Origin of the sequence: Micromonospora violae, from assembly GCF_004217135.1 — a bacterium.
GTDB lineage: Bacteria > Actinomycetota > Actinomycetes > Mycobacteriales > Micromonosporaceae > Micromonospora > Micromonospora violae.
In genome coordinates this window covers 2,735,181-2,757,504 of record NZ_SHKK01000001.1, presented here as the reverse complement: position 1 = coordinate 2,757,504, position 22,324 = coordinate 2,735,181, and the positions used below count along the sequence as shown (strand labels likewise).

Sequence of the window (22,324 nt, the reverse complement as noted above, 5' to 3'; positions counted from 1 at the left end):
CCATGTACCAGCCCGCGATCGACCTCGACGACCTCACGGCGATCGACATGCACGTGCACATCGAGGTCGACGAGCACGGTCACACCTCACTGCCCGAGCCGCTCGTCGCGGCGGCATCGGCGTACTTCCGGACGGACGGCCCACGGCCGGCGGTCGACGCGGTGGCGCAGTACTACCGCGATCGGCGGATGGCCGCCGTCGTCTTCACCGTGGACGCGCGCACGCACCTCAAGCATCAGCCACTGTCGAGCACCGAGATCGCCCGCGCGGCGGCCGAGCACGCCGACGTACTCATCCCGTTCGGGTCGGTCGACCCGCGCACCGGGCAAGCGGCGCTCGAACTCGCCGACCGCCTGATCCACGAGGAGGGGGTACGCGGCTTCAAGTTCCACCCCACCGTGCAGGGCTTCGACCCCAGCCACGAGGAGTACGCCCCGCTGTGGGGCCTGCTGGAGCGCGCGGGCGTCCCGGCGCTCTTCCACACCGGGCAGACCGGCATCGGCGCGGGTACGCCGGGCGGCTACGGTCTGCGGCTCGGCCTGTCGAACCCGATCCTGCTCGACCCGATCGCGGCCGACTTCCCCGACCTGCAGATCATCATGGCCCACCCGTCGGTGCCCTGGCAGGACGAGGCGTTGTCGGTGGCCACGCACAAACACAACACCTGGATCGACCTGTCCGGCTGGAGCCCGAAGTACTTCCCGGCCGAGTTGGTGCGCTACGCCAACTCGGTGTTGAAGCGACGGGTGCTCTTCGGCACCGACTACCCGATGCTCACCCCCGATCGGTGGCTGCGTGACGTGCAGGCGACCGACCTCAAGCCGGACGTGCTCCCGGGCATCCTGAAGGACAACGCGGCCCGACTGCTGGGCCTGGCCCGGTGACGACGAGAGGAAACGCCATGACGACGACCATCACCTACGAGCGGCTCGGCGACCTCGCCGGCACCGACCTCGGTTACACCGAATACCGCACTGTCATCCAGGACCAGGTGGACCTGTTCGCGGACGCCACGGATGACCACCAGTGGATCCACGTCGACCCGGAACGGGCGAAGACCGGCCCGTTCGGCGCGCCGATCGCGCACGGCTTCCTCACCCTCTCCCTCGCTGTTCCCTTCTGGACCGAGCTGCTGGAGGTCAAGGGCGTCACCACGAAGGTGAACTACGGCCTCGACAAGGTGCGCTTCCCCGCGCCGGTCGTGGTCGGCGCGCGGGTGCGCATGCGGGCCACCGTCGTCGAGGTCGTCGAGGTCCACGGCGGCTACCAGATCGCTGTCGACCAGACGATCGAGATCGAGGGCGGCGCCAAGCCGGCCGTCGTCGCCCGAGGGCTGTACCGCTTCTACGCCTGAGCCCGAGGGCATCCGTCGAGCCGGGCGAGCACACCACCTCCACCCCCGGGAGAATGATGATGCAGCAGCACGGAATCGGCGCCTGGGTGGCCAAGCGCCGACTCAAGTCCCCGGACCAGGTCGCGATCATCCACGGCGACCGGCCGCCCGTGACGTACGCACAGTTCGCCGACGCCGCCGACCGCATCTCGGCGGTGTTGCGGGAGCGGGGCGTCGGCAAGGGTGACGCCGTCGCCTACCTGGGCGAGAACAGCCCCGAACTCCTCCTGGTGATGTTCGGGGCGGCGCAGGTGGGGGCCGTCTTCGTGCCGGTCAACACCCGGCTCGCCGCACCCGAGATCGCCCACGTCCTCACCGACTGCGGCGCGCGGGTGCTGATCCACGACCCGGACTTCGCGGTGCCGGTGGCCGCCGCCACGGCGACCGCCCGGACCCCGCACGTCGTCGTCAACGGCGAGGGCACCGCGGACCGGCCCGGGCTGGCCCACCTGACGCGGGCCGTCGCCACCACGTTCACCGACCCCGTCGACACCACCCACCGGGATCCGGCGGCGATCATCTACACCTCGGGTACGACCGGTCGGGCCAAGGGCGCGGTGCTGACCCACGGCAACCTCACCTGGGTGGCGATCAACTGTGTGGTCGACTACGACGTCGTCTCCACCGACGTCGCGCTGATGATCTCGCCACTGTTCCACGTCGCCTCGCTCGGGATGGGCGCCCTGCCCGTCATCCTCAAGGGCGCCACGATGGTCATCGAGAAGGGCTTCGAACCGGGTCGCGCGCTCGCGCAGATCGAGCGGCACGGCGTCACCATGCTCAGCGGTGTGCCGACCACCTACCAACTGATGGCCGACCATCCGGCCTGGGCGACGACCGACCTGTCGACGCTGACGAAGCTCACCTGCGGAGGTTCGGCGGTGCCGGCCCGCATCCTCAACGCGTACGAGGCGCGCGGCCTGTCGTTCTCGCAGGGTTACGGCATGACCGAGGCCGCGCCGGGCGTCACCGCGTTGCCGCCGGCGATGACCCGTGTCAAGCAGGGCAGTGTCGGTCTGCCGCACTTCTTCACCGACGTGCGGATCACCGATCCGACCGGTGCGGTGGTGCCCACCGGCGCCGTCGGTGAGATCGAGGTGGCCGGGCCCAACGTCTTCCCCGGCTACCACGGTCTCCCGGAGGCGACCGCCGAGGCGTTCACGGCCGACGGGTGGTTCCGCTCCGGCGACCTCGGCCACCTGGACGCCGACGGCTACCTCTACATCTCCGGCCGCCTCAAGGACATGATCATATCGGGGGGCGAGAACATCTACCCGCTCGAACTGGAGCAGCTGCTCACCGAGATCGACGGGGTGACCTCGGCGGCGGTCATCGGCGTGCCCGACGAGCGGTGGGGCGAGGTGCCGTGGGCGATCGTGACCGTACGAAAGGGGGCGTCCGTGGACACCGCCACCGTCCGGGCCCGCCTCGACGGCAGGATCGCCCGCTACAAGCTCCCGAAGAACGTCGTCATCGTGGACGAGTTGCCCCGGACGGCGTCGGGGAAGGTGCGGAAGGCCGATCTGCGGACCCGCTTCGGCGCCTAGCCGCAGGTCGGGCCGCGACGAGGTCGGCGAACTCTGCCGCAGACGCCTCCGCCAGCCTCTCGTGCATCCGACGGTAGGTCTGCACCGATCTCGTGGCGGGCCACTGCGCGTCCATGAACTCGGCCGGCAGCCTCGGGTCGGCGCGCAGCAGCGCGAGCCAGTCCGCCACCAGCATCGTCCGTACGGTCAGGGCGCTCGGCGCCATCGCCGCCGCGTGCGGGTCGTCCCAGACGTCGATGAAGGCGAGGTGCGCACGCCGGATCGCCTCGATGTCCCACGCGGCACGCACGCTCTCAGCGATCGGGAACCCGGCCAGTTCGCGGGCGTGGAAGGCGATCACCGTGTTGGGCGCGAGGTCCTGCCGCAGCGGCTCCAACGATCCGGCGAGGTCGACCTCGCCCGGCGCGAGCCAGAGGCCGTCCCGGATCGGCGCGAAGCCCTCCCAGGTGAGGGTCGAGCGCAGCCGGTGCCGCAGCATCCGCTGACCCTCCGGGATCGAGAAGGTGACCAGGGTCCACCCGCTGCCCTGCGGGTCGAAGGGCCGCGGCCCGCGAACGCGGGACTTCGCCTCGCGCAGCACCGCGACACCGTGCTCGGTCAGCGAGAACAGCGTCTCCCGCCCGCTGCGGCTGCGAGCGAGCACGCCGCTGTGCACGAGACGGTCGAGGGTCGCGCGGGTGGCCGGCGCGGCGACGTCCGCACCTTCCAGCACGGTGATCAGGACGCTCGCCCGGATCGGGCCCGTTGCGCCATCGACGACATGCTCGCCGAAGAAGGCGAGCAACAACTGCTTCGGCTGACGACTACCCACAGCCCTTCCCTTCGGCGAACTCGTTGGCTGACCGCCGATCACCCCGCCGCCCGCGGGGCCGCAGCCTGCCCGCGTTTGGCGCGCTGGATCTGGTCGTAGACGTGCGTCCGCAGTTCCGTGAAACGGGGCAGGGCGCGGGTCGTGATCTGATCGCGCTCCGGCGGCAGGTCGATCGCGAGGTCCTCCTGGACCCAGGTCGGCGACGTGGACAATACTAGGACCCGCTCACCGAGATACACCGACTCGTCGATGTCGTGAGTGACGAAGAGAACCGAGATGGTGCGGCTGCTGTGCAACTCGCGAACCAGGTCCTCCAGGTCGGCCCGGGTCTGCGCGTCCACCGCCGCGAATGGCTCATCCATGATCAGGACGTCGGGCTGATAGGCGATCGCCCGTGCGATCGCCACCCGCTGTTGCATCCCCCCGGAGAGCTGCCAGGGGTGGCTCCGCGCGGCGTGCGCGAGACCCACCGCCTCGAGCGCGTCGACGACCAGCTTGTCCCGGGCCGCGCGGGAGAGCTTCTTGTGCCGCAGCGGAAGCTCGACGTTCGCGCGGACGGTCAGCCAGGGGTAGAGGCTGCGACCGTACTCCTGGAACACGACGGCCATGGCCGGGCTGGGCCCGGTCACCGGCGCGCCGTCCATCTCGACCAGGCCGCTGGTCGGCCGCAGCAGGCCGGCGAGGCACTTCAGGAGAGTGGTCTTGCCGCAACCGGACGGTCCGACGATGCAGACGAGCTCACCGGCGTCCATCGTGAAGCTGATGTCACCGATCGCCTCGACGTCGCCGGTGGCGGACTCGTAGACCTTCCGCAGGTGCTCCACCCGCAGCAGGGTGCGCCGATCAGGCACGGTTGACCTCCCTGATTCCGTGGTACCAGCGCAGCACGCGCCGCTCGACGAGACCGAAAGCTACGGCGAGGAAGACGCCGACGAGACCGAGAAGCAGGATGCCGCTCCACATCTCGGCGATCAGGTAGTTGCGCTGGAAGTAGGCGATCCGGTAGCCGAGGCCGGAGGAGGACGCGAACATCTCGGAGATGACCATCAGGATCAACGCGACCGAGAGGGCCTGGCGAACCCCGGCCATGATCCGCGGGCTGGCGGCCGGAAGTACGAGGAACCGGAGGCGCTCCCACCAGGAGACCTGGAACGAACGCGCGGTCTCCGTCATGACGCTGTCCGTCCCCCGCACACCCTCGATCGTGTTCAACAGGATCGGCCAGACCGCACCAGAGACGATCACGACCACCTTCATGGTGTCGGTGATCCCGAGCAGGAGCATCACCACCGGAATCAGCACCGGTGGTGGGATGGCCCGGAGGAACTCCAGCAGCGGCTCGAGGAGTTCCCGCAACCAGTGGGTCAGGCCGATGACGGTGCCGGCGGCGATGCCGAGCACGATCGACGCGGCGACGCCCAGGCCGAGGCGGGCCAGGCTCGGCAGCACGTCCTCGACGAACGCCGGGCCGACCCACGTCTCCCGGAAAGCCTCGGCGATGGTCAACGGGTCCGGGAAGAACCGGCTCGTCGTTCTCGTCGCCACCAGGCCCCAGACCACCAGGAGCAGCGTCGGCAGCCCCAGCGGGTAGAGGAGGCCCGCCGCGATCCGGGATCCGACCGTCCGGCGGCGCGGCCTGGTGGCGATCGGCCCGGTGTACGCGGTCACAGCGGCTCCTCTCCTCGTACGGACTGGTGCCACGACAGCACCCGACGCTCGATGAACCGGAAGACGATGTTCACCACGAGCCCGAGCAGGCCGGTGACCACGACCAGCGCGTACAGGCCGGCGGCGTCTCCGGCGGACCGGGACAGCTCGATCATGCGCCCGAGGCCGGGGTTGCCGATCACCATCTCGGCGGTGATGGCGAGGATGAGCGCGACCGCCGCCGCGAGCCGCAGGCCCGTCATGAGATACGGCAGGGTGGTCGGCAGGACGAGGTGCGACAACTGCTCCCGCCGGGTCAGCCCGAAACTGCGGGCGGTGTCGCGGGCTACCGCGTCGACGTCGGCGACGCCGTAGATCACCTGCACGAACACCTGCCAGAACGACGCGTAGACGATGATGACGAGGGCGGCCTGCCGTTGGATGCCGAACATCAGCACGGCGAGTGGGATGAGAGCCACCGACGGGATCGGTCGCAGGAACTCGACGACCGTGTGGGTCGCGCGCCGCAGGAACGGCACCAACCCGACGATCGTGCCGAGGACCACGGCGGCGACCGTCGCCACCGTCAGGCCGATCGCCCAGGACGTCATGGTGCTGCCCAGCCGCCGCCAGAACGCCAGGTCGACGAGCTGCTCGAACAGCCGCGCCAGCACGTCCGTCACGTACGGCAGGTACAACGGGTTGAGCAGGCCCAGTGTCGGGATCAGCTGCCAGACGACGAGGAACCCGGTCAGGCCGACGACGCCCAGGATCGCTTTGCGTAACGCGCGCAGGCGTCGGGCGGAGAACACGCGCATGGCACTCCCGTCGTCACGCGGGCGGCGAGGCCCTCCCTGGTCCGGGCCAGGGAGGGCGCGATCGCGCCAGCTACTTCTGCTGGATGAGACGGTCGAAGTCGGGTTGCTTGTCGAGCACCTTGTACTTCTGCGCGAGCTCGGCGAGCGTCTGCAGGCTCGACCGGTCGACGTCCCAACCGAAGGCGGGCAGCCGCACCGACTCGGCCACCGGCGGGGGCAGTTCCAGGTTGTCCTTGATGGCCTGTCGGACGGCCGCCTCGTTGGCGGGGTCGTTGGCCCACTGCAACGTCTTCTTCATCGCGGCCGTGAAGTCCTCGATGAGCTTGGCGTCCTTCTCCGTGCGTTCCTTGGTGGTGATGGTGGTGAGCGTGGCCAGGCCCGGCACCACCGCCTGGTAGGGCGCGACGATGAACGTGTCACCGCGGCCCTTCAACTGCGTGACGAAGGGTTCGGGAACCCAGGCGGCGTCGATGTTGCCCGACTCGAGTTGGGCCGGGGCGTCCGGGAAGGCGACCTCGACGAACTTGATCTTCGATGGATCGCCGCCGTCCTTCTCGACCGCCGCCATGATCGTCACGTCACCGGCGGCGCCGAGGCTGTTGACCGCGACCCGCTTGCCCGCCAGGTCGGCCGGTCGCTTGATGCCGGACTTCGCCGAGGCCACCACGGCGTTGATGTCGTCGCCGTCGGCGTACGAGGAGGCGTAGTTGCCGATGATGACGACGCCGAGATCCCGCAGGTCGGCGCGGAAGGGGCCGAAGGGTTGGCCGATCGCGAAGTCGATGTCACCGTTCAGGAGCGCGGGGATGGCCTGCGCGCCGCCCTGGGCGGGCAGCACCTCGACCTGGAGCCCGCGCTCGGCGAAGATGCCCGCCTTGATGCCGCCCCACAGCGCGGCGGTCTCGGTGATGGGCAGCGCCGCGACCCGGACCTTGCGGGACTCGCCCGAGGTCGGTTCGGACGGCGCGGTCGCGTCGGAGTCGGTACATCCGGTGAGGGCGATCGCGGTAGCGGCGATCAGCCCGAGAGCCATGACCTTCTTCATTGACGAGGCCCTTCCTGGGCGGGGGTGGTGGGTGCGTCGGAAGTCGGCGGATGCCTCGGATCTGCAGGTGGACTACCGCTGCGTGGGGGCGCACGCCGCTGTGTTGGCCATGGTCAGTCACCCCGGCATTGAAAGTCAATAATTTCTGACGCCCGTCATGAATAAGTTGAACAACGCGACGTCGCGCCGGCTCCCGCTCAGACCTCGGGCAGGCCCACGTAGTTCTCCGACAGGCTCGTGGCGTACGCGGCGGAGGTGGCGACGTAGCGCAGCGTCGCGGTCTGCAACTTCGTCTCGTACGGGTCGTCGCGCTCCAGCCGGTGCAGCATCGAGGTCATCCACCAGGAGAAGTGCTGGGCCCGCCAGACCCGGCGCAACGCGGTCGCCGAGTAGCTCTCCAGCAGGTCGGTGTGGCCCTCGTCGTACCACGCGGCGAAGGCGTCGCCGAGCAGCGCGACGTCGGCGAGGGCCAGGTTCATGCCCTTCGCGCCGGTGGGCGGGACGATGTGGACGGCGTCCCCGGCCAGGAACAGCCGCTCCCACTGCATCGGCTCGACGACGAAGCTGCGCATTGGCGTGATGGACTTCTCCAGGATCGGCCCCTCGTTGAGCGACCATCCCGGCACCGTCTCCAACCGCGCCCGCAGCTCCGCCCAGATCCGCTCGTCCGGCCACTCGGCGATGTCCTCGTCCGGCGCGACCTGGAGATACAGCCGGGAGATCTCCGGGGAGCGCATGCTGTAGAGGGCGAAACCGCGTTCGTGGTTGGCGTAGATCAGCTCGTCCACCGCCGGCGGTGCGGCGGCGAGGACACCCAACCAGGCGAAGGGGTACGCCCGCTCGTAGGTGGTCAGCACTCCCTCGGGCACCGCGGCGCGACTCACCCCGTGGAACCCGTCGCAGCCGGCCACGAAGTCGCACCGCAGCTCCTCGTCGCGGCCGTCGCGTCGGAAGTGGACGGTTGGCGAGTCCGAGTCGAGGCCGTCCAGACGTACGACGTCGGCCTCGAAGAGGATCGACCCGCCGGCGGCGAGCCGGGCGGCGATCAGGTCCTTGACCACCTCCTGCTGTCCGTACACGGTGATCGCCCGCCCGGTCAGGTCCGCCATCGGCACCCGGTGCGACTCACCGGCGAAGCGCAGCTCGATGCCCTCGTGGCGCATCCCCTCCCGTTGCAGCCGCGCGCCGACGCCACTGCGGCAGAGCAGGTCGACCGAGCCCTGTTCGAGGACGCCCGCCCGGAGCCGATGCTCGACGTAGTCACGGCTGCGGCTCTCCAGCACCACCGAATCGATTCCGCGCAGGTGCAGCAGGTGCGACAGCATGAGCCCCGCCGGCCCGGCGCCGACGATGCCGACCTGGGTACGCATCTCCGGCATGCTCCACTCCTTCCGGTGTCAGAACGGGTACCGCGCGATGTCGCCCCGCACGGTGAGCCACTGGGTCTCGGTGAACGCCTCGACGTTCGCGGCCGGCCCGCCGAACCGGGCGCCGGTGCCGGACGCCCCCACCCCACCGAACGGCGCGACCGCCTCGTCGCTCACCGTCTGATCGTTGATGTGCACGATCCCGCTGGGGATCCGGTCAGCGAGAGCCATCGCCCTCATCACGTCGCGGCTCAGGATGCCCAGCGACAGGCCGTACTCGGTCTGCCGGGCCAACTGCACGACCTCGTCCTGGTCCGCGAAGGTGATCACCGGCGCGACCGGGCCGAAGACCTCCTCGGCGTACGCCGGGGTGGTGGGGGTGACGTCGGTGAGCACCGTGGGTCGGTAGAACAACCCCTCGTACGTGCCCCCGGCCGCCAACCGGGCGCCCGCGTCGACGCTCGACGTGACCAGCGCATGGATCTTGTCGCGCTGGCGCTCGTCGATGATCGGTCCGAGTGCCACCTGCTCCTTGGCCGGGTCGCCGACCGGCAGGTGGTTCGCCTTCTCGGCCAGTAGCTCGACGTACCGCTCGGACAGGCTCTCGTGCACCAGGTGCCGGCCGGTGGTCATGCAGATCTGGCCCTGGTGCAGGAACGACCCCCAGGCGGCGGCGGACACCGCGAGGTCCAGGTCGGCGTCGTCCAGCACGATCAGCGCGGAGTTGCCACCGAGTTCGAGATGCGCACGCTTGAGGTGGCGGGCCGCCGCCTCGCCGACCGAGCGGCCGGCGGCGGTCGAACCGGTGAAGCTGACCACCCGTACGTTCGGGTCGGCCACCAGCGCCTCGCCGACCTCGGCCCCGCCGGGGAGGACGTGCAGCAGCCCGGCGGGCAGGCCGGCCTCCTCGAAGACCCGGGCGATCGAGACACCACCGCAGACCGCGGTGCGCGGATCGGGCTTGAGCACCACCGCGTTGCCCAGCGCCAGCGCCGGGGCGACCGAGCGGATGGCCAGGATGAGCGGGAAGTTGAACGGCGCGATGACGCCGACGACGCCGACGGGTAACCGGCGCGCCAGGCTGAGCCTCGGTTGGGCGCTCGGGATGATCTCGCCGAGCGGGTGCGAGGCGAGCGCCGCCGCCTCGTAGCACTCCTGCGCCGCGGTGTCGGTCTCGACACCGGCCTTGGGCGGGATGGACCCGGACTCCCGCACGATCCAGTCGCCGATCTCGGCCGCGTGCCGCTCGAACAGGTGCCCGGCCCGGCGCAGCACCGCGGCGCGCTCGGCGTAGCCGGTGCCGGCCCAGACGCGCTGGGCGGCGGCGGCGCGGGCGCAGGCGCGCGTCACGTCCTCGGCGTTCGCCACGCCGATCTGGCCGATCTCCTCCCCGGTGGCGGGGGACCGCACCGGTGCCGAACCGCCGGCCGGTTCCACCCAGCCGTCGCTGTGCAGGGTGCCCTGCCAGGTCGTGGCGTCCAGCAGTGTCATGGCGGTCCTCCTCGGAGCGTGGGGCCGGTGGGGGTGGTCCCGGGTGGCCGGGCGGGGTGGCCGTTCGGTCGCGAGGGACCCCAGGGTTGTTCGCCTACCGAACGGGCGTTCTCTTCATGAACGTTGGCACGCGGCTCGTCCCACGTCAACGGATCGGTCGCAGTGAGTGCCGAACACTGCGGACACCGCGTCGTTGACGGATGCCATCCTCCGTCGTACGTTCGATATGAGTACGGCAGTCCGCATAGCGAACGGCTGGCGGTGGCACGGTCGCGGCAGGAGGCGGGGAGGCCCATGGCGAAGCTCGTCTCACTGGCCGAGGGCGTGGCTGACCTGGTCCGCGACGGTGACGTGGTGGCCCTGGAAGGGTTCACGCACCTCATCCCGTTCGCCGCCGGTCACGAGATCATCCGCCAGGGACGGCAGGACCTCACCCTCGTGCGGATGACCCCCGACGTCATCTACGACCAGCTCATCGGCGCGGGCTGCGCCCGTCGCCTGGTCTTCTCCTGGGGTGGCAACCCGGGCGTCGGGTCGCTGCACCGCTTCCGCGACGCCGTCCAGCACGCCTGGCCGCGTCCACTCGAACTGGAGGAGCACAGCCACGCGGGCATGGCGAACCGGTACGTCGCCGGGGCGTCCGGGCTGCCGTTCGCCGTCCTGCGCGGCTACACCGGCACCGACCTACCCGGGCACACGACCAACATCCGGCCCATCACCTGCCCCTTCACCGGCGAAACCCTCACCGCCGTGCCCGCCCTGCGTCCCGACGTGACGGTGGTGCACGCCCAGCGCGCCGACCGCAACGGCAACGTGCAGATGTGGGGCATCACCGGGGTGCAGAAGGAGGCCGTGCTCGCCGCCGACCGGTCACTGGTTACCGTCGAGGAGATCGTGGACGAGTGGGAACCCGTACCCGGGCAGGTCGTCCTGCCCGGCTGGGCGGTCACCGCGGTGGCCGAGGTGCCCGGAGGCGCGCACCCCTCCTACGCGCACGGCTACTCGGTGCGGGACAACGACTTCTACCGGCGCTGGGACGCCGTCAGCCGGCACCGGGACACCTTCCGCGCCTGGCTCGACGAGCACGTGCACCGGGCCGGGGCGACGACATGAGTCAGCGCAGCGAGCGAGGGACCGCGATGACGGGCTGGACCGCCGACGAGATGATGACCGTCGCCGCCGCGCGGCAACTACGCGACGGCACCGCCTGCTTCGTCGGAATCGGGCTACCCAGCACCGCGGCGAATCTCGCCCGGGCGACCCACGCCCCGAACCTGGTGCTCATCTACGAATCAGGGTGCCTCGGCGCGAAGCCGGACCGGCTTCCGCTCTCCATCGGAGACGGAGTGCTCGCCGACACGGCGGACGCGGTGGTGTCGGTCCCCGAAGTGTTCAACTACTGGCTCCAGCCCGGCCGGATCGACGTGGGCTTCCTCGGCGCCGCGCAGATCGACCGGTACGGCAACATCAACACCACGGTCGTCGGAGGGGACTACGACGCCCCGAAGGTCCGGCTGCCCGGTGCCGGTGGGGCACCGGAGATCGCCGCCTCCTGCCGCGAGGTCGTGGTGATCGTCCGCCAGGACCTGCGGACATTCACCGAACGGGTCGACTTCGTCACCTCGGTCGGGTACGGAACCGGCCCGGGCGACCGGGAGCGACTCGGCCTGCGAGGCGGAGGTCCCCGAGTGGTGATCACCGATCTCGGTGTCCTCGAACCCGACCCGGTCAGCTGCGAACTCACGCTGACCCGCCTGCACCCCGGCGTGACCCGGGAGCAGGCGCGAGCGGCCACCGGCTGGGACCTCGCCGTCGCCGAAGGGCTGAGCACCGGTGAGCCGCCGACGGCCCGGGAGCTCGCGGTGCTGCGGACGCTGGAGGCGACGAAGTCCGACGGGAGACGACGATGACCACTCAGGACGCCCCGGTCAGCAGCGGCCTGGTGCTGCCTCGATACCGGCGCGATGATGTCGACGCCCACCCACCTCTGCTCAGCCCGGGCTACAAGTCGACAGTGGCACGCGCGCCGAAACACCCACTGATCTACCTGCCGCAGCGGCTGACCGAGGTCACCGGGCCGTTGCTGGGGGAGGGGCGCGTCGGTGCGCTCGACCACGACCTGACCCGCCAGCACGACGGTGAGCCGCAGGGACAGCGGATCATCGTGCACGGGCGGGTGCGCGACGGTGACGGCCGACCGGTGCCCCGCACCCTGGTCGAGATCTGGCAGGCCAACGCCGCCGGCCGGTACCGCGACGCACGAGACACCTGGCCGGCGCCGCTCGACCCCCACTTCGAAGGGGTGGGCCGGGCGCTCACCGACGACCAGGGGCGCTACCGGTTCATCACCGTGCAGCCCGGCGCCTACCCCTGGCGCAACCACGACAACGCCTGGCGGCCGGCGCACATCCACTTCTCCCTCTTCGGCCGCGCGTTCACCCAGCGCCTGGTGACGCAGATGTACTTCCCGGGCGACCCGCTCTTCTTCCAGGACCCGATCTTCAACTCGGTCCGCGACCCGAAGGCCCGGGACCGGATGATCGCCCGGTACGACCACGCCGGCACCACACCGGAGTGGGCGCTGGCGTACGAGTTCGACATCGTGCTGCGTGGCCGGGAGAGCACCCCCTTCGAGGACGAGGACGATCACGACGATGAGTGAGCAGTTGGGTGTCATGCCCGCGCAGACCGTCGGGCCGTACCTGCACATCGGTCTGCGCTGGCCCGACGGCCCGTACGTCGTACCCGAGGGCACGCCGGGCGCGTTCTGGATCAGGGGCCGGGTCTTCGACGGCACCGGGACGCCGGTGGTCGACGCGATGGTGGAGAGCTGGCAGGCCGACCCGGACGGCCGGTTCGACCACCCGGACGACCCGCGTGGGGCCCGGCCGCCCGCGCTCGCGGGCTTTCGCGGCTTCGGGCGCAGCGAGACCGACGGGAACGGGTGGTACGGGTTGTTGACCGTCAAGCCAGGTTCGCTGCCCGAGCCGGACGGCGGCACCGAAGCGCCGCACCTGACCCTGTCGGTCTTCGGGCGTGGGTTGCTGCACCGCCTCGTCACCCGGCTCTACTTTCCCGACGAGCCGGCAGCGAACGCCGCCGACCCCGTGCTGCGCAGCGTCGACGCCGACCGCCGTGGCACCCTGCTGGCCCGGCCGGCGGCGGACGGGTTCGAGTTCGACATCCACCTGCAGGGAGACCATGAGACCGTCTTCTTCGCCGTCTGACGGCCTGTTCGGCGGCCTCTCCGGCGCTCCGGACGTCGACGCGGAACTCAGCGACCAATCCCTGGTCCAGGCGATGCTCGACGTGCAGGCCGCGCTCGCCCGGGCCGCGGCGGACGCCGGCATCCTGCCCGCACCGGCGGCCGAGGCGATCGTCGAGCAGTGCCGCGCCGAGCGGTACGACCCGCAGGCGCTGGGCCGGGCGGCCGACGCCACCGGCAACCCGGTCGTCGCGCTCGTGGCCGAGCTGACCGCCGCCGTGCCGGAACACGCCCGCCCCTGGGTGCATCTCGGAGCGACCAGCCAGGACGTCCTGGACACCGCGCTGGCCCTGGTGGCCGTACGCGCGCTCGGGCCGCTGCTGCGTCACCTCGACGCCGCCGTGGCCGCCGCCGCCCAGCTGGCCGACACCCACCGGGACACCGTGATGGTCGCCCGGACACTCGGGCAGCAGGCCGCGCCCACCACGTTCGGGCTCAAGGCCGCCGGCTGGTTGACCGGTCTCGTCGAGGCCCGGGACCGACTGCGTCAGGCCCGCGCCGCGCAGCCCGCGCAGCTCGGTGGCGCGGTCGGCACCCTGGCCGCGTTCGACTCGGCCGGTGCCGAGGTCGCCGAGCGGTTCGCGGCGCATCTGGGCCTGACGCCGAGCCCGCTGCCCTGGCACACCCGCCGTCAGCCCTGGCTCGACCTGGCCACCGCCCTCGGCGGGCTCCTCGTGGCCGCCGGCAAGGCCGCGCTCGACGTCGGGCTGCTCGCCCAGAACGAGGTCGGCGAGGTCGCCGAGGGCGGCACCGGACGAGGCGGCTCCTCGGCGATGCCGCACAAGCGCAACCCGGTGGACTCGATCCTCGTCACCGCCGCGGCGGGACGCGGACCGGGTCTCATCGCCACCCTGTTCGCCGCAGCGGTGCACGAGCATGAGCGGGCCGCGGGCGCCTGGCACGCCGAATGGGAACCCCTGCTCGACCTGCTGCACCTGGGCGGTGGCGCCGCCGCCCGGTGCGCCCGGATGCTGGTCGGGCTACAGGTCCGTCCGGAGCGGATGCGGGAGAACCTCGACGCGACCGGCGGCGTCCTGCTCGCCGAGGCCGTCGCCGCGCGACTGGCGCCCGCCGTTGGTCGCGGCGTCGCACACGACCTGGTGACCCGCGCCGCCGCCCAACCCTCCTTCCGTGCCGCGCTGCTCGCCGACCCCGAGATCCGCGCCCACCTGTCCGACACGGAGATCGCCGAGGCGCTCGACCCGTCCCGCTGGCTCGGCTCGGCCGGCCGGTTCGTCGACCGCGCCCTCGTCGCCGCTCACGGAGCGAGCCGATGACCTCCCGGTTGCGGCTCACCGTCGACGGCCCACCCGCCGCGCCGGTCCTGGTGCTCGGCAGCTCCCTCGGCACCGCCGCCGCGATGTGGGAACCCCAGGTCCCGGTGCTCGCCCAGCGGTTCCGGGTCATCCGGTACGACCACCTGGGCCACGGCGGCTCGGCGGTGCCGCCCGGGCCGTACACCCTGGACCTGCTGGGCCGGGAACTGCTGCGCACGCTGGACGATCTGGACGTGCCGTGGGTCCACTACGCCGGGCTCTCACTCGGGGGCATGGTAGGGATGTGGCTCGCCGCCCACGCGCCCGACCGGGTGCGACGGCTGGCGCTGCTCTGCACGTCGGCGTCGCTCGGCCCCGCCGAGCAGTGGCGGGCCCGAGCCGCGACGGTACGCGCCGAGGGATTGCCGGCGATCGCCGACGCGGTGGTGGCCCGCTGGTTCACCCCGGCCTTCGCCGCGGCCCGGCCAGCGGTGGTCGCCGCGCACCGCGCCATGCTGACCGCGAACCCGCCGGCCGGATACGCCGCCTGCTGCGAGGCGATAGTCACGATGGACCTCCGACCCGACCTCGGCCGGATCACCGCGCCGACGTTGGTCATCGCGGGAGCGGACGACCCGGCCACCCCGGTGGCGCACGCCCGCGAGATCGTCGGGCGCGTCCCACGGGCCCGGCTGGCCGTGCTCGACGCGGCGGCGCACCTGGCCAACGTCGAGCAACCCGAGCAGGTGTGCCGACTCCTGCTGCAACACGTCGACGAGGAGCGTGGTGCCGGATGAACGACCACGAGCGGCACGAGGCGGGCCTGACGGTACGGCGACAGGTGCTCGGTGACGCGCACGTGGACCGCGCGATCGCCGGCACTGACGACTTCACCGCTGACTTCCAGGACTTCATCACCCGCTACGCCTGGGGGGAGGTGTGGAGCCGTCCGGGCCTCGACCGGCGTACCCGTAGTTGCATCACCCTCGCCGTGCTCGCCACCCTGCACCACGACGAGGAGTTGGCGATGCACGTCCGCGCCGCGCTGCGCAACGGGCTCAGCCCGCAGGAGGTGGCGGAGGTCCTGCTCCAGGTCGGCGTCTACGCTGGTGTACCGGCGGCGAACCGGGCGTTCAAGGTGGCCCGGGAGACCCTGCGACAGGAGGCCGGGTGAGCGTGAGCGAGGAGGCGACGAGGTCGCCGGAGTTCGTTCAGTCGCTGGAGCGCGGCCTCGCGGTGATCCGGGCGTTCGACGGCGAACATCCGCAACTCACCCTCAGCGACGTGGCCAGACGCACCGGGCTGACCCGGGCCGCGGCGCGCCGGTTCCTGCTCACCCTGGTCGAGCTGGGCTACGTCCACACCGACGGCCGGCTCTTCTCGCTGCGGGCCCGGATCCTCGAACTCGGCTACGCGTACCTGTCCAGTCTGAGCCTGCCCGAGCTCGCGCAGCGGCACATGGAGGCGCTGGTCGCGCGGGTGCACGAGTCCTGCTCGGTGTCGGTGCTCGACGGTGACGAGGTGGTCTACGTCGCCCGGGTGCCCACCAAGCGGATCATGACGGTGGGGATCAGCGTCGGCACCCGGTTCCCCGCGTACGCCACCTCCATGGGCCGGGTGCTGCTCGCCGCGCAACCGGCGGACTGGCTGGACGACTACCTCGCCACGGCGCAGCTACGGCCGCTGACCCGGCGCACCGTCACCGACCCGGCCAAGCTGCGCGCCGTGCTGACGAAGATCGCCGCCCAGGGGTACGCCATCGTCGACCAGGAGTTGGAGGAGGGGCTGCGCTCCGTGGCCGCTCCGATCCACGGCGAGAACGGGTCGGTGATCGCAGCGGTGAACGTCTCCGCGCACGCCACCCGGGGTTCCTTCGAGATGATCCGCCGGGAGTTGCTCCCGCCGCTGCTGGCGGCCGCGAAGCGGATCGAGGAGGACGTCCGGGGTGGCCTGAGCCGGCCACCGACCGTCGACCTCGACCCGCCGGCCGTCCGGGCGCCGCTCAGCGCAGGGCCGCCACGCTGACGACCCGGGCCGGCCGCCGCAGGTACCACTCGGCCACCGCAAGGTTGATCACCCAGCCGGCGACCACCAGCGCGGCCCGCACGGTCCCGTCGGGCTGTTCGCCGGTCGCGATGAGGTACGGCGCGTGGGTGAACGCCTGGGTGCCGGCACCGAGACCGATCGCGTAGCCGCGCACCATCCACCTGCGGTGCCGGGCGATGTCCCGGTGCAGCACAGCGGCGAGACCGAGCAGGATCGAGCCGGCCATGGCCGAGCCGAAGAGGAGCCGCATCACGGCGAGCACGTCGTTGTCGTGGGCCGGCAGGTCGTACGCGAAGGCCATCCACAGGCCGGTGAACGCGACAGTCAGTCCGCAGGGGACGAGCACCCGGCCGGCGCGGCGGTGCCAGCGGTGGCGGCGCAGCCGGGGTACGAACTGGAACGCACCGAGGACCGTGTAGACCACCGCGCCGACGATGTGCAGCACCACGGGCAGCGGATCGGCCACGAACCGGGCGTTCGCCGGGGTGACCTCCGGCCCGCTGCCCAACTCGGTGAGCCGTCCCGCGCCGGCGATCATCGGGATCAGGCCCAGCAGGATCAACGCGGCCGGTAGCCGCCACTCGCGCATCGTCATGCCATCGATGGTGGACGCCGCACCCGCCCCCACTCATCGGCACATGGGCCGCGATCGGGTCGGCCCATGGTCGGACGCCGTCGTCGTACTTCCGCCGGGTCACCAACCCCGCCGGGTGCGGTTCGTCTCGTACGCCCACATCGCCACCTCGACCCGGTTTCGCACACCCAGCTTGGTCATCAGGCTGGTGACGTGCGACTTGACCGTGCTCAACGTGATGTAGAGCTCGTCGGCGATCTCCTTGTTGGTGCGTCCCCGCGCGACGGCGACCAGGACCTGCTCCTCCCGGTCGGTGAGCGCCTCGATGGGCTGCCGGCGCGGCGTGGCCGGGTCCGCGTCGGCGAACGCCTTCAGCAGCCGTGTGGTGACGCTCGGCGCGATCAGCGCGTCCCCGTTGGCGGCCGCGTGCACGGCCTGGCGGAGCAGGTCGGGGCCGGCCTCCTTGAGCAGGAAGCCGCGGGCGCCGGCCCGCAGCGCCGCGTACACGTACTCGTCGAGGTCGAAGGTCGTGATGACGACCACCGCGAGCGGCTCCGGGACTGTCGGCCCGGCGAGCGCCCGGGTGGCCTCGATGCCGTCCATGCCCGGCATCCGGATGTCGAACAGACACACGTCGGGGCGCAGCCGCCGGGCCAGCTCCACCGCCTGCCGGCCGTCGCCGGCCCCACCGACGACCTCGATGCCGGGCTGGGTGTTCAGGATGATGGTGAGGCCGGTGCGGACGATCTCCTGGTCGTCCGCCACCAGCACGCGAACCGTCACGCGCCGACTCCCGCACGGGGGAGAACGGCCGTGACGGTCCACCCACGGTCGGGATTGGGGCCGGCCTCGCAGCTGCCGCCGAGCAGGTCGGCGCGCTCCATCATGCCCACCAGGCCGAACCCGGACGAGCCGGTCGGACGGGCGGCGCCGGCCTCACCGTCGTCGCTGACCCGCAGGCGTACGGACGTGTCGTCGGTCGCGACGCTGACCTCGATACGGGTGGCGTGGCGGGCGTGGCGACGGGCGTTGGTGACCGACTCCTGGGCCAGGCGGTAGAGCGCCGAGCCGACCGGGGGCGGCAGGTCGCCGAGGTCGCCGCGCAGATCCACGTCGATCCTCGGGCCGGTGCGGAAGTGGCCGGCGAGCCGTTCGATGTCGGCGACCTGCGGGTTGGGCCCCAGGTCGGCGGGCTGGCCGCGGCGCAGGACGCGGACCATCGCGCGCATCTCGGCGAGCGCACGGGACGCCTCGGCCTCGATGGTGTGCAGCGCCTCGACGGCGGCACCCGGCTGACTGGCCGACGCGGCGATGCCGGCCTGGGCGCGGATGGCCATCGCCGACACGTGGTGGGCCACCGTGTCGTGCAGGTCACGGGCGAGCCGTTCCCGCTCCAACAGCTTGACCCGATCGAGCTCGCGCAGCCGGGCGGCGGCGCGGAAGCGGATCGCGGCCCCCAGCGTGGCGGCGGCGAACATCACCGCGAAACCGGCGACCAGCTCGCCGCCGTCGATCGAACCGATCAGGCCGGCGGCGGTCACCTTGGCCACCACGAAGAACGAGCCGGTCACGGCATCCCGGCCGGAGCCCCAGCGGAACAGCGCGTAGACCAGCAGGACCAGGAAGCTCGCGGTGAACAGCTGGCAGGGATCGCCGGGCAGCACAAACGGGGCGACCGTCGTGGCACCGAACGCGACAACCACCATCGCGCGCGGTGCCGTGCGCCGCCACAGGAGTGTGGGCAGCAGTGCGAGGGCGACGATGACGCAGCCCACCCGCCACGGCAGGTCGGGTCGGAGAATCCCCTCCACCACGATCGCCGGTGCGAGGACCGCCATCATCGCCCCGTCACGCCACACCCGCGGCGGGGCGGCTGGGACGCGCGGCTCGGCCAACACCGCGTGCAGGCGAGGGTGCATGGGATCCATCGTACGAATGGTGGTGCGACTCCAGATCGTCCCAAAGTACGACTCGGGCGCCCTGATCACCGTGTCGGCCTCGGTTGCCAGCGGATCTCCACGGCGTTACGTTGAGATGCCATCGACGATCGTCTACATCGCTAGTACGGGGGCCGCATGTCCACGTCTGTCACTCGCCGCACCGTTCTGACCGGCGGGGCCGGTGCCGCCATCGGCCTGGCCCTGCCCGGCCCCGCCGCCCACGCCGGTGGCCACCATCCCATCAGCGTGAGTTTCACCCTGGACGCGAGCACCCTCGACGGCGGCGAGCAGGTCACCTCGGTCACCCTCGACACCCGCCGGCTGGGGCCGATCGACCCGGCCAGGCTGACCCCCGCCACGTTCACCGTGCACGCCACGGCCACCAGCCCGATCCCGATCGCCCCCGGCGATCTGATCTTCAGCGAGTACGACCTGGACCGTTCGGTGACCGCCGCCCGGCTCGACCGGCACGGCAACATCGTGCTGGAGCTGAGCCACGCCGAAGGGCAGCCCGGCGGTGGCACCCTCGGATACATCCTGAGCAGGGGCCGCAACGTCCAGCTGGACCTCGTCTACACCATCACGCAGAACACCCCGCTCGCCCGACGCCACGGGCCGCCGGTCACCATCACGCGCTTCGTGCAGGGGCGGCTGTCGAACCCCGAGGTGGACGCCTTCAGCCATCACGTCTCGGCCTCCGGCCTGAAGTACCGGCTGTACTCTCCCGACCACTCACCCCGGCACGGTCGGCGGCCACTGATCGTCTGGCTGCACGGCGGCGGCGAGGGCGCGTCACTGCCGGACGACTACTACGACAACGAGACGACCCTGCGCGCCAACCGCGGGGCGCTCGGCTTCGCCACCCCGGAGGCTCAGCGGATCTTCTCCGGCGCGTACGTCGTCGCTCCGCAGAGCACCTCCTACTGGATGGAGGACGGCCCACGGTTCGCCCCGCTGATCCACGAGATCGTCCGGGACCTCGTACGGCGTGAGCGGGTCGACCCCGACCGGATCCACGTGGTCGGTTGCAGCAACGGCGGCTACATGGCTCTGGAGATGACAGTCGCCTATCCGGATCTGTTCGCCACGTCGGTGCCGATCTGCGGCGTCGTCGAACCGCTCAGCGGGGAAGGGCCGCCACTGATCACCGACGCGGAGCTGGCCAGGATCCAGACTCCGACCTGGCTGGTCACCTCGCGCGACGACGACACCGTGCCACCCGCGACCAACACGATCCACGCCCACAACCTCATCCCAGGTTCACTGGTCAGCCTGTACGACCACGTCGTCTGGAACGGCTACCAGTTCCCCGGGCACTGGTCCTGGATCTACGTGGCCCGCAACGACCCGAGCCGCAACGGCACCCACATCTGGCAGTGGATGGCCCGCCGCCGTCGCTGATCCGCCTCCCGCCGATGAGGAGCGGCCGCCCGACCCCGGGCGGCCGCTCCTCATCGGGTCAGCACCACCGCAGCGTCGAGTTGATCCGCGTGACGTTGCTGATCGTGTTGTTCGCTCCACCGCAGGGGTTCTGGGTGATGTTGGTGCCGCTGACGGTCAGATTCTGGAACCGGATGCCGGAGGAGATCGGGAACTCGGACCGCGCCGCGATCCGCACCTCGCCACCGCCCGTCACCGTCCCGGACACCCCGGCGATGACGACGTTGTAGCAGTTCTCCACCAGGATCGAGTTGTTTCCCGTGTTCGAGATCGTCACCCGGTCGATGACCGCGCCACCGGACTCGGACACGCAGAAGATCCCCCGGCCACCCCCGGACGCGATGACGGTCCCGACCCGGATGTTGGTCGGGTACGAGTTGCCCACCCGACCGTTGCGGTTGGCCATCCGGAACGCCGCGTATCCCGTCCCCGTCCCGGCGTTCTGCGCGTCGACCGTGCCCACGGTGGCGTTGATCGTGTCGTTGAGCAGCAGACCGGAGTCCCGGGTGTTCCGCGCCGTGACCGTGCCGATGGTCAGACCGTCCACGCCGTACGTCTCCACCCCGTGGGTACCGGTCCCCGACACGTACACGTTGTCGATGCGGATGTTGCGCACCTTGACCGCTCGATCTCCACCGTGGTTGTCGATGCGGATGCCCAGGCCTGCCGAGAGCCGCATGTCGATCTGCCCGAGGGTCAGGTTGTTAACGTTGCGCATGAAGATCCCGTACAACGGCGCACCGGTCAGCGTGAGGTTCTGCACCTCGACGTCCGTGGTGCCCCGCGAGTACACCGGTGCCTGGTCGCCCGAGCCCGACCCGGTCACGTTGATCGTGCCGCACACGGCCAGGGTGGTGTACGACGGCAGCGACAGCCGCGAGCCCGCGCTCATCGACCCCGAGCCGCGCACCACGACCCGCTGCTTCGACGTCCGCCCCGCCGACAGGGAGTTGACCGCCGCCTGCATCGCCGACAGCATGTCGGAACCCGAGTAGACAGTCGACGAGCCGTTGCGGGCCGTCCAGGTGCCCCCGCTCAGCACGGCCTCGGCGTTGGTCGACCCGCTGCCACAGCCAGTGCTCGGGGGCGTGCTGCCACCACCGACGGCGACCAGCTGCCACTGTTGGTTCGGGCCGTTGAGGTCGGCGTACTGGCTGATCCGGGCACCGTCGGCCGTCGAGCGCTCCCAGACCTCCAGCGCCTTGGCGGAGTGGCGGTTGATGAGCCGGACGTAGCCGCTGTCGGAGTCGAGCACCTGGAACTGCTGGTTGGCGGCGTTGAGATCGGGCCACTGGCGATAGTCGGCACCGTCGGCGGTGTTCCACTCCCAGAGGTCGACGACCTTGCCGCTGTGGCGGGCCTTGAGACGGTAGTAGCCGCTGCCGGAGGAGACGAACTGGAACTGCTGCCACTCCCCGTCGTTGCGGGACCACTGCTGGATCACCGCGCCGTCCGCCGTCGAGGTGTCCCGGACGTCGAGGACCTTGCCGCTGTGTCGGTTGACCAGAACGTAGTAGGCGTTGGTGTCGATGCTCGCCGCCGCTGCCGGCGGTGCGCCGATCAGAACGACACCGGCCGCGCCGAGCAACGCGGTGACCATGGCGAGCGCCAGGCCGGGGCGTCCGCCGCGACGGATCGACCCGCCGCCGGACGGTCTTCTCGTGATGGTGAAGCGCATGGCTCC

General features: G+C 71.2%; 23 protein-coding genes. 12 read left to right on the top strand and 11 right to left on the bottom strand.

The genetic code is table 11. The annotated features are described in order from the left end of the window. Nucleotides 1-2 precede the first annotated feature (2 nt). From EV382_RS12390 to EV382_RS12380, 3 genes are read left to right on the top strand one after another with little or no spacing between them, the layout of a single operon-like run. The gene (locus EV382_RS12390; RefSeq protein WP_130401715.1) at nt 3-884 is read left to right on the top strand and encodes an amidohydrolase family protein; all 882 of its coding nucleotides are present in this window, start codon (nt 3-5) and stop codon (nt 882-884) included. Nucleotides 885-901: 17 nt separating this feature from the next. Continuing rightward, a complete protein-coding gene (locus EV382_RS12385; protein ID WP_130401714.1) occupies nt 902-1,354 on the top strand; it encodes a MaoC family dehydratase in 453 nt (150 codons plus the stop codon). 59 nt (nt 1,355-1,413) lie between these two features. Further along, a complete protein-coding gene (locus tag EV382_RS12380) occupies nt 1,414-2,940 on the top strand; it encodes an acyl-CoA synthetase (RefSeq protein ID WP_165435773.1) in 1,527 nt (508 codons plus the stop codon). On the opposite strand, the gene EV382_RS12375 is transcribed toward EV382_RS12380, so the two are convergent. The 7 genes from EV382_RS12375 to EV382_RS12345 all read right to left on the bottom strand — a co-directional run bounded on the left by EV382_RS12375 (nt 2,864) and on the right by EV382_RS12345 (nt 10,119). Beyond that, complete coding sequence (locus EV382_RS12375) at nt 2,864-3,751, bottom strand: PaaX family transcriptional regulator (protein ID WP_244236646.1); 888 nt, start codon at nt 3,749-3,751, stop codon at nt 2,864-2,866. The two genes, EV382_RS12380 and EV382_RS12375, sit on opposite strands and share 77 nt — an antisense overlap. 38 nt (nt 3,752-3,789) lie before the next feature. Beyond that, on the bottom strand, nt 3,790-4,602 hold the full coding sequence (locus EV382_RS12370) for an ABC transporter ATP-binding protein (RefSeq protein ID WP_130401711.1): 813 nt from the start codon (nt 4,600-4,602) through the stop codon (nt 3,790-3,792). Continuing rightward, nucleotides 4,595-5,419 (bottom strand): ABC transporter permease, encoded by an 825-nt coding sequence (locus tag EV382_RS12365; protein ID WP_130401710.1) that lies wholly within the window; start codon nt 5,417-5,419, stop codon nt 4,595-4,597. Before EV382_RS12365 ends, EV382_RS12370 begins: the two co-directional genes overlap by 8 nt. Then, the gene (locus tag EV382_RS12360; protein ID WP_130401709.1) at nt 5,416-6,216 is read right to left on the bottom strand and encodes an ABC transporter permease; all 801 of its coding nucleotides are present in this window, start codon (nt 6,214-6,216) and stop codon (nt 5,416-5,418) included. Before EV382_RS12360 ends, EV382_RS12365 begins: the two co-directional genes overlap by 4 nt. Nucleotides 6,217-6,286: 70 nt before the next feature. Beyond that, entirely contained in the window at nt 6,287-7,261 is a 975-nt protein-coding gene (locus tag EV382_RS12355) for an ABC transporter substrate-binding protein (RefSeq protein WP_130401708.1), read from the bottom strand. Between the two features lie 197 nt (nt 7,262-7,458). After that, entirely contained in the window at nt 7,459-8,640 is a 1,182-nt protein-coding gene (pobA, locus tag EV382_RS12350; RefSeq protein ID WP_244236645.1) for a 4-hydroxybenzoate 3-monooxygenase, read from the bottom strand. Between the two features lie 18 nt (nt 8,641-8,658). Continuing rightward, the gene (locus EV382_RS12345; protein WP_130401707.1) at nt 8,659-10,119 is read right to left on the bottom strand and encodes a benzaldehyde dehydrogenase; all 1,461 of its coding nucleotides are present in this window, start codon (nt 10,117-10,119) and stop codon (nt 8,659-8,661) included. Between the two features lie 294 nt (nt 10,120-10,413). Here EV382_RS12345 and EV382_RS12340 point away from each other — a divergent pair, with 294 nt between their 5' ends. The 8 genes from EV382_RS12340 to EV382_RS12305 are packed head-to-tail and all read left to right on the top strand — an operon-like array spanning nt 10,414 to nt 16,665. Next, entirely contained in the window at nt 10,414-11,232 is an 819-nt protein-coding gene (locus EV382_RS12340; protein ID WP_130401706.1) for a CoA transferase subunit A, read from the top strand. A gap of 26 nt (nt 11,233-11,258) precedes the next feature. Further along, on the top strand, nt 11,259-12,029 hold the full coding sequence (locus EV382_RS12335; RefSeq protein WP_130401705.1) for a CoA-transferase subunit beta: 771 nt from the start codon (nt 11,259-11,261) through the stop codon (nt 12,027-12,029). Then, a complete protein-coding gene (gene pcaH, locus EV382_RS12330; protein WP_130401704.1) occupies nt 12,026-12,781 on the top strand; it encodes a protocatechuate 3,4-dioxygenase subunit beta in 756 nt (251 codons plus the stop codon). Before EV382_RS12335 ends, pcaH begins: the two co-directional genes overlap by 4 nt. Continuing rightward, nucleotides 12,774-13,346: a protocatechuate 3,4-dioxygenase subunit alpha gene (gene pcaG / locus EV382_RS12325; RefSeq protein WP_130401703.1), complete on the top strand. Its 573-nt coding sequence runs from the start codon at nt 12,774-12,776 to the stop codon at nt 13,344-13,346. The genes pcaH and pcaG overlap by 8 nt, the downstream gene beginning before the upstream one ends. Further along, on the top strand, nt 13,321-14,661 hold the full coding sequence (gene pcaB / locus EV382_RS12320) for a 3-carboxy-cis,cis-muconate cycloisomerase (RefSeq protein WP_130401702.1): 1,341 nt from the start codon (nt 13,321-13,323) through the stop codon (nt 14,659-14,661). Before pcaG ends, pcaB begins: the two co-directional genes overlap by 26 nt. Further along, on the top strand, nt 14,658-15,437 hold the full coding sequence (gene pcaD / locus EV382_RS12315) for a 3-oxoadipate enol-lactonase (protein ID WP_130401701.1): 780 nt from the start codon (nt 14,658-14,660) through the stop codon (nt 15,435-15,437). The genes pcaB and pcaD overlap by 4 nt, the downstream gene beginning before the upstream one ends. After that, a complete protein-coding gene (gene pcaC / locus EV382_RS12310) occupies nt 15,434-15,814 on the top strand; it encodes a 4-carboxymuconolactone decarboxylase (protein ID WP_130401700.1) in 381 nt (126 codons plus the stop codon). The genes pcaD and pcaC overlap by 4 nt, the downstream gene beginning before the upstream one ends. Continuing rightward, nucleotides 15,811-16,665 carry an IclR family transcriptional regulator gene (locus EV382_RS12305; protein WP_244236644.1) on the top strand — a complete coding sequence of 285 codons (855 nt, stop codon included), beginning with the start codon at nt 15,811-15,813 and terminating at the stop codon, nt 16,663-16,665. Before pcaC ends, EV382_RS12305 begins: the two co-directional genes overlap by 4 nt. Here the strand turns inward: EV382_RS12305 and EV382_RS12300 are convergent. From EV382_RS12300 to EV382_RS12290, 3 genes are all read right to left on the bottom strand, one after another. Continuing rightward, nucleotides 16,643-17,281 (bottom strand): DUF2306 domain-containing protein, encoded by a 639-nt coding sequence (locus EV382_RS12300; RefSeq protein WP_130401699.1) that lies wholly within the window; start codon nt 17,279-17,281, stop codon nt 16,643-16,645. The two genes, EV382_RS12305 and EV382_RS12300, sit on opposite strands and share 23 nt — an antisense overlap. Nucleotides 17,282-17,380: 99 nt before the next feature. Continuing rightward, nucleotides 17,381-18,043, bottom strand: coding sequence for a response regulator (locus EV382_RS12295; protein WP_130401698.1), 663 nt, complete (start codon nt 18,041-18,043; stop codon nt 17,381-17,383). Beyond that, complete coding sequence (locus tag EV382_RS12290) at nt 18,040-19,179, bottom strand: sensor histidine kinase (protein WP_130401697.1); 1,140 nt, start codon at nt 19,177-19,179, stop codon at nt 18,040-18,042. Before EV382_RS12290 ends, EV382_RS12295 begins: the two co-directional genes overlap by 4 nt. Before the next feature lie 156 nt (nt 19,180-19,335). Between EV382_RS12290 and EV382_RS12285 the strand changes: the two genes are divergently transcribed. Continuing rightward, entirely contained in the window at nt 19,336-20,601 is a 1,266-nt protein-coding gene (locus tag EV382_RS12285; RefSeq protein ID WP_130401696.1) for a prolyl oligopeptidase family serine peptidase, read from the top strand. 58 nt (nt 20,602-20,659) lie between these two features. Here the strand turns inward: EV382_RS12285 and EV382_RS12280 are convergent, their stop codons facing one another. Further along, the gene (locus EV382_RS12280) at nt 20,660-22,318 is read right to left on the bottom strand and encodes an RICIN domain-containing protein (RefSeq protein WP_130401695.1); all 1,659 of its coding nucleotides are present in this window, start codon (nt 22,316-22,318) and stop codon (nt 20,660-20,662) included. Nucleotides 22,319-22,324: the final 6 nt, after the last annotated feature.

What these genes read in the sequence shown, in the direction of transcription:
- EV382_RS12300 (WP_130401699.1), bottom strand. Translation starts at nt 17,281, where the DNA reads ATGACGATGCGCGAGTGGCGGCTACCGGCCGCGTTGATCCTGCTGGGC.
- pcaB (WP_130401702.1), top strand. Translation starts at nt 13,321, where the DNA reads ATGAGACCGTCTTCTTCGCCGTCTGACGGCCTGTTCGGCGGCCTCTCC.
- EV382_RS12390 (WP_130401715.1), top strand. Translation starts at nt 3, where the DNA reads ATGTACCAGCCCGCGATCGACCTCGACGACCTCACGGCGATCGACATG.
- pcaD (WP_130401701.1), top strand. Translation starts at nt 14,658, where the DNA reads ATGACCTCCCGGTTGCGGCTCACCGTCGACGGCCCACCCGCCGCGCCG.
- EV382_RS12385 (WP_130401714.1), top strand. Translation starts at nt 902, where the DNA reads ATGACGACGACCATCACCTACGAGCGGCTCGGCGACCTCGCCGGCACC.
- EV382_RS12380 (WP_165435773.1), top strand. Translation starts at nt 1,414, where the DNA reads ATGCAGCAGCACGGAATCGGCGCCTGGGTGGCCAAGCGCCGACTCAAG.
- EV382_RS12335 (WP_130401705.1), top strand. Translation starts at nt 11,259, where the DNA reads ATGACGGGCTGGACCGCCGACGAGATGATGACCGTCGCCGCCGCGCGG.
- pcaH (WP_130401704.1), top strand. Translation starts at nt 12,026, where the DNA reads ATGACCACTCAGGACGCCCCGGTCAGCAGCGGCCTGGTGCTGCCTCGA.
- EV382_RS12360 (WP_130401709.1), bottom strand. Translation starts at nt 6,216, where the DNA reads ATGCGCGTGTTCTCCGCCCGACGCCTGCGCGCGTTACGCAAAGCGATC.
- EV382_RS12290 (WP_130401697.1), bottom strand. Translation starts at nt 19,179, where the DNA reads ATGCACCCTCGCCTGCACGCGGTGTTGGCCGAGCCGCGCGTCCCAGCC.
- EV382_RS12340 (WP_130401706.1), top strand. Translation starts at nt 10,414, where the DNA reads ATGGCGAAGCTCGTCTCACTGGCCGAGGGCGTGGCTGACCTGGTCCGC.
- EV382_RS12345 (WP_130401707.1), bottom strand. Translation starts at nt 10,119, where the DNA reads ATGACACTGCTGGACGCCACGACCTGGCAGGGCACCCTGCACAGCGAC.
- pcaG (WP_130401703.1), top strand. Translation starts at nt 12,774, where the DNA reads ATGAGTGAGCAGTTGGGTGTCATGCCCGCGCAGACCGTCGGGCCGTAC.
- EV382_RS12285 (WP_130401696.1), top strand. Translation starts at nt 19,336, where the DNA reads ATGTCCACGTCTGTCACTCGCCGCACCGTTCTGACCGGCGGGGCCGGT.
- pobA (WP_244236645.1), bottom strand. Translation starts at nt 8,640, where the DNA reads ATGCCGGAGATGCGTACCCAGGTCGGCATCGTCGGCGCCGGGCCGGCG.
- EV382_RS12280 (WP_130401695.1), bottom strand. Translation starts at nt 22,318, where the DNA reads ATGCGCTTCACCATCACGAGAAGACCGTCCGGCGGCGGGTCGATCCGT.
- pcaC (WP_130401700.1), top strand. Translation starts at nt 15,434, where the DNA reads ATGAACGACCACGAGCGGCACGAGGCGGGCCTGACGGTACGGCGACAG.
- EV382_RS12355 (WP_130401708.1), bottom strand. Translation starts at nt 7,261, where the DNA reads ATGAAGAAGGTCATGGCTCTCGGGCTGATCGCCGCTACCGCGATCGCC.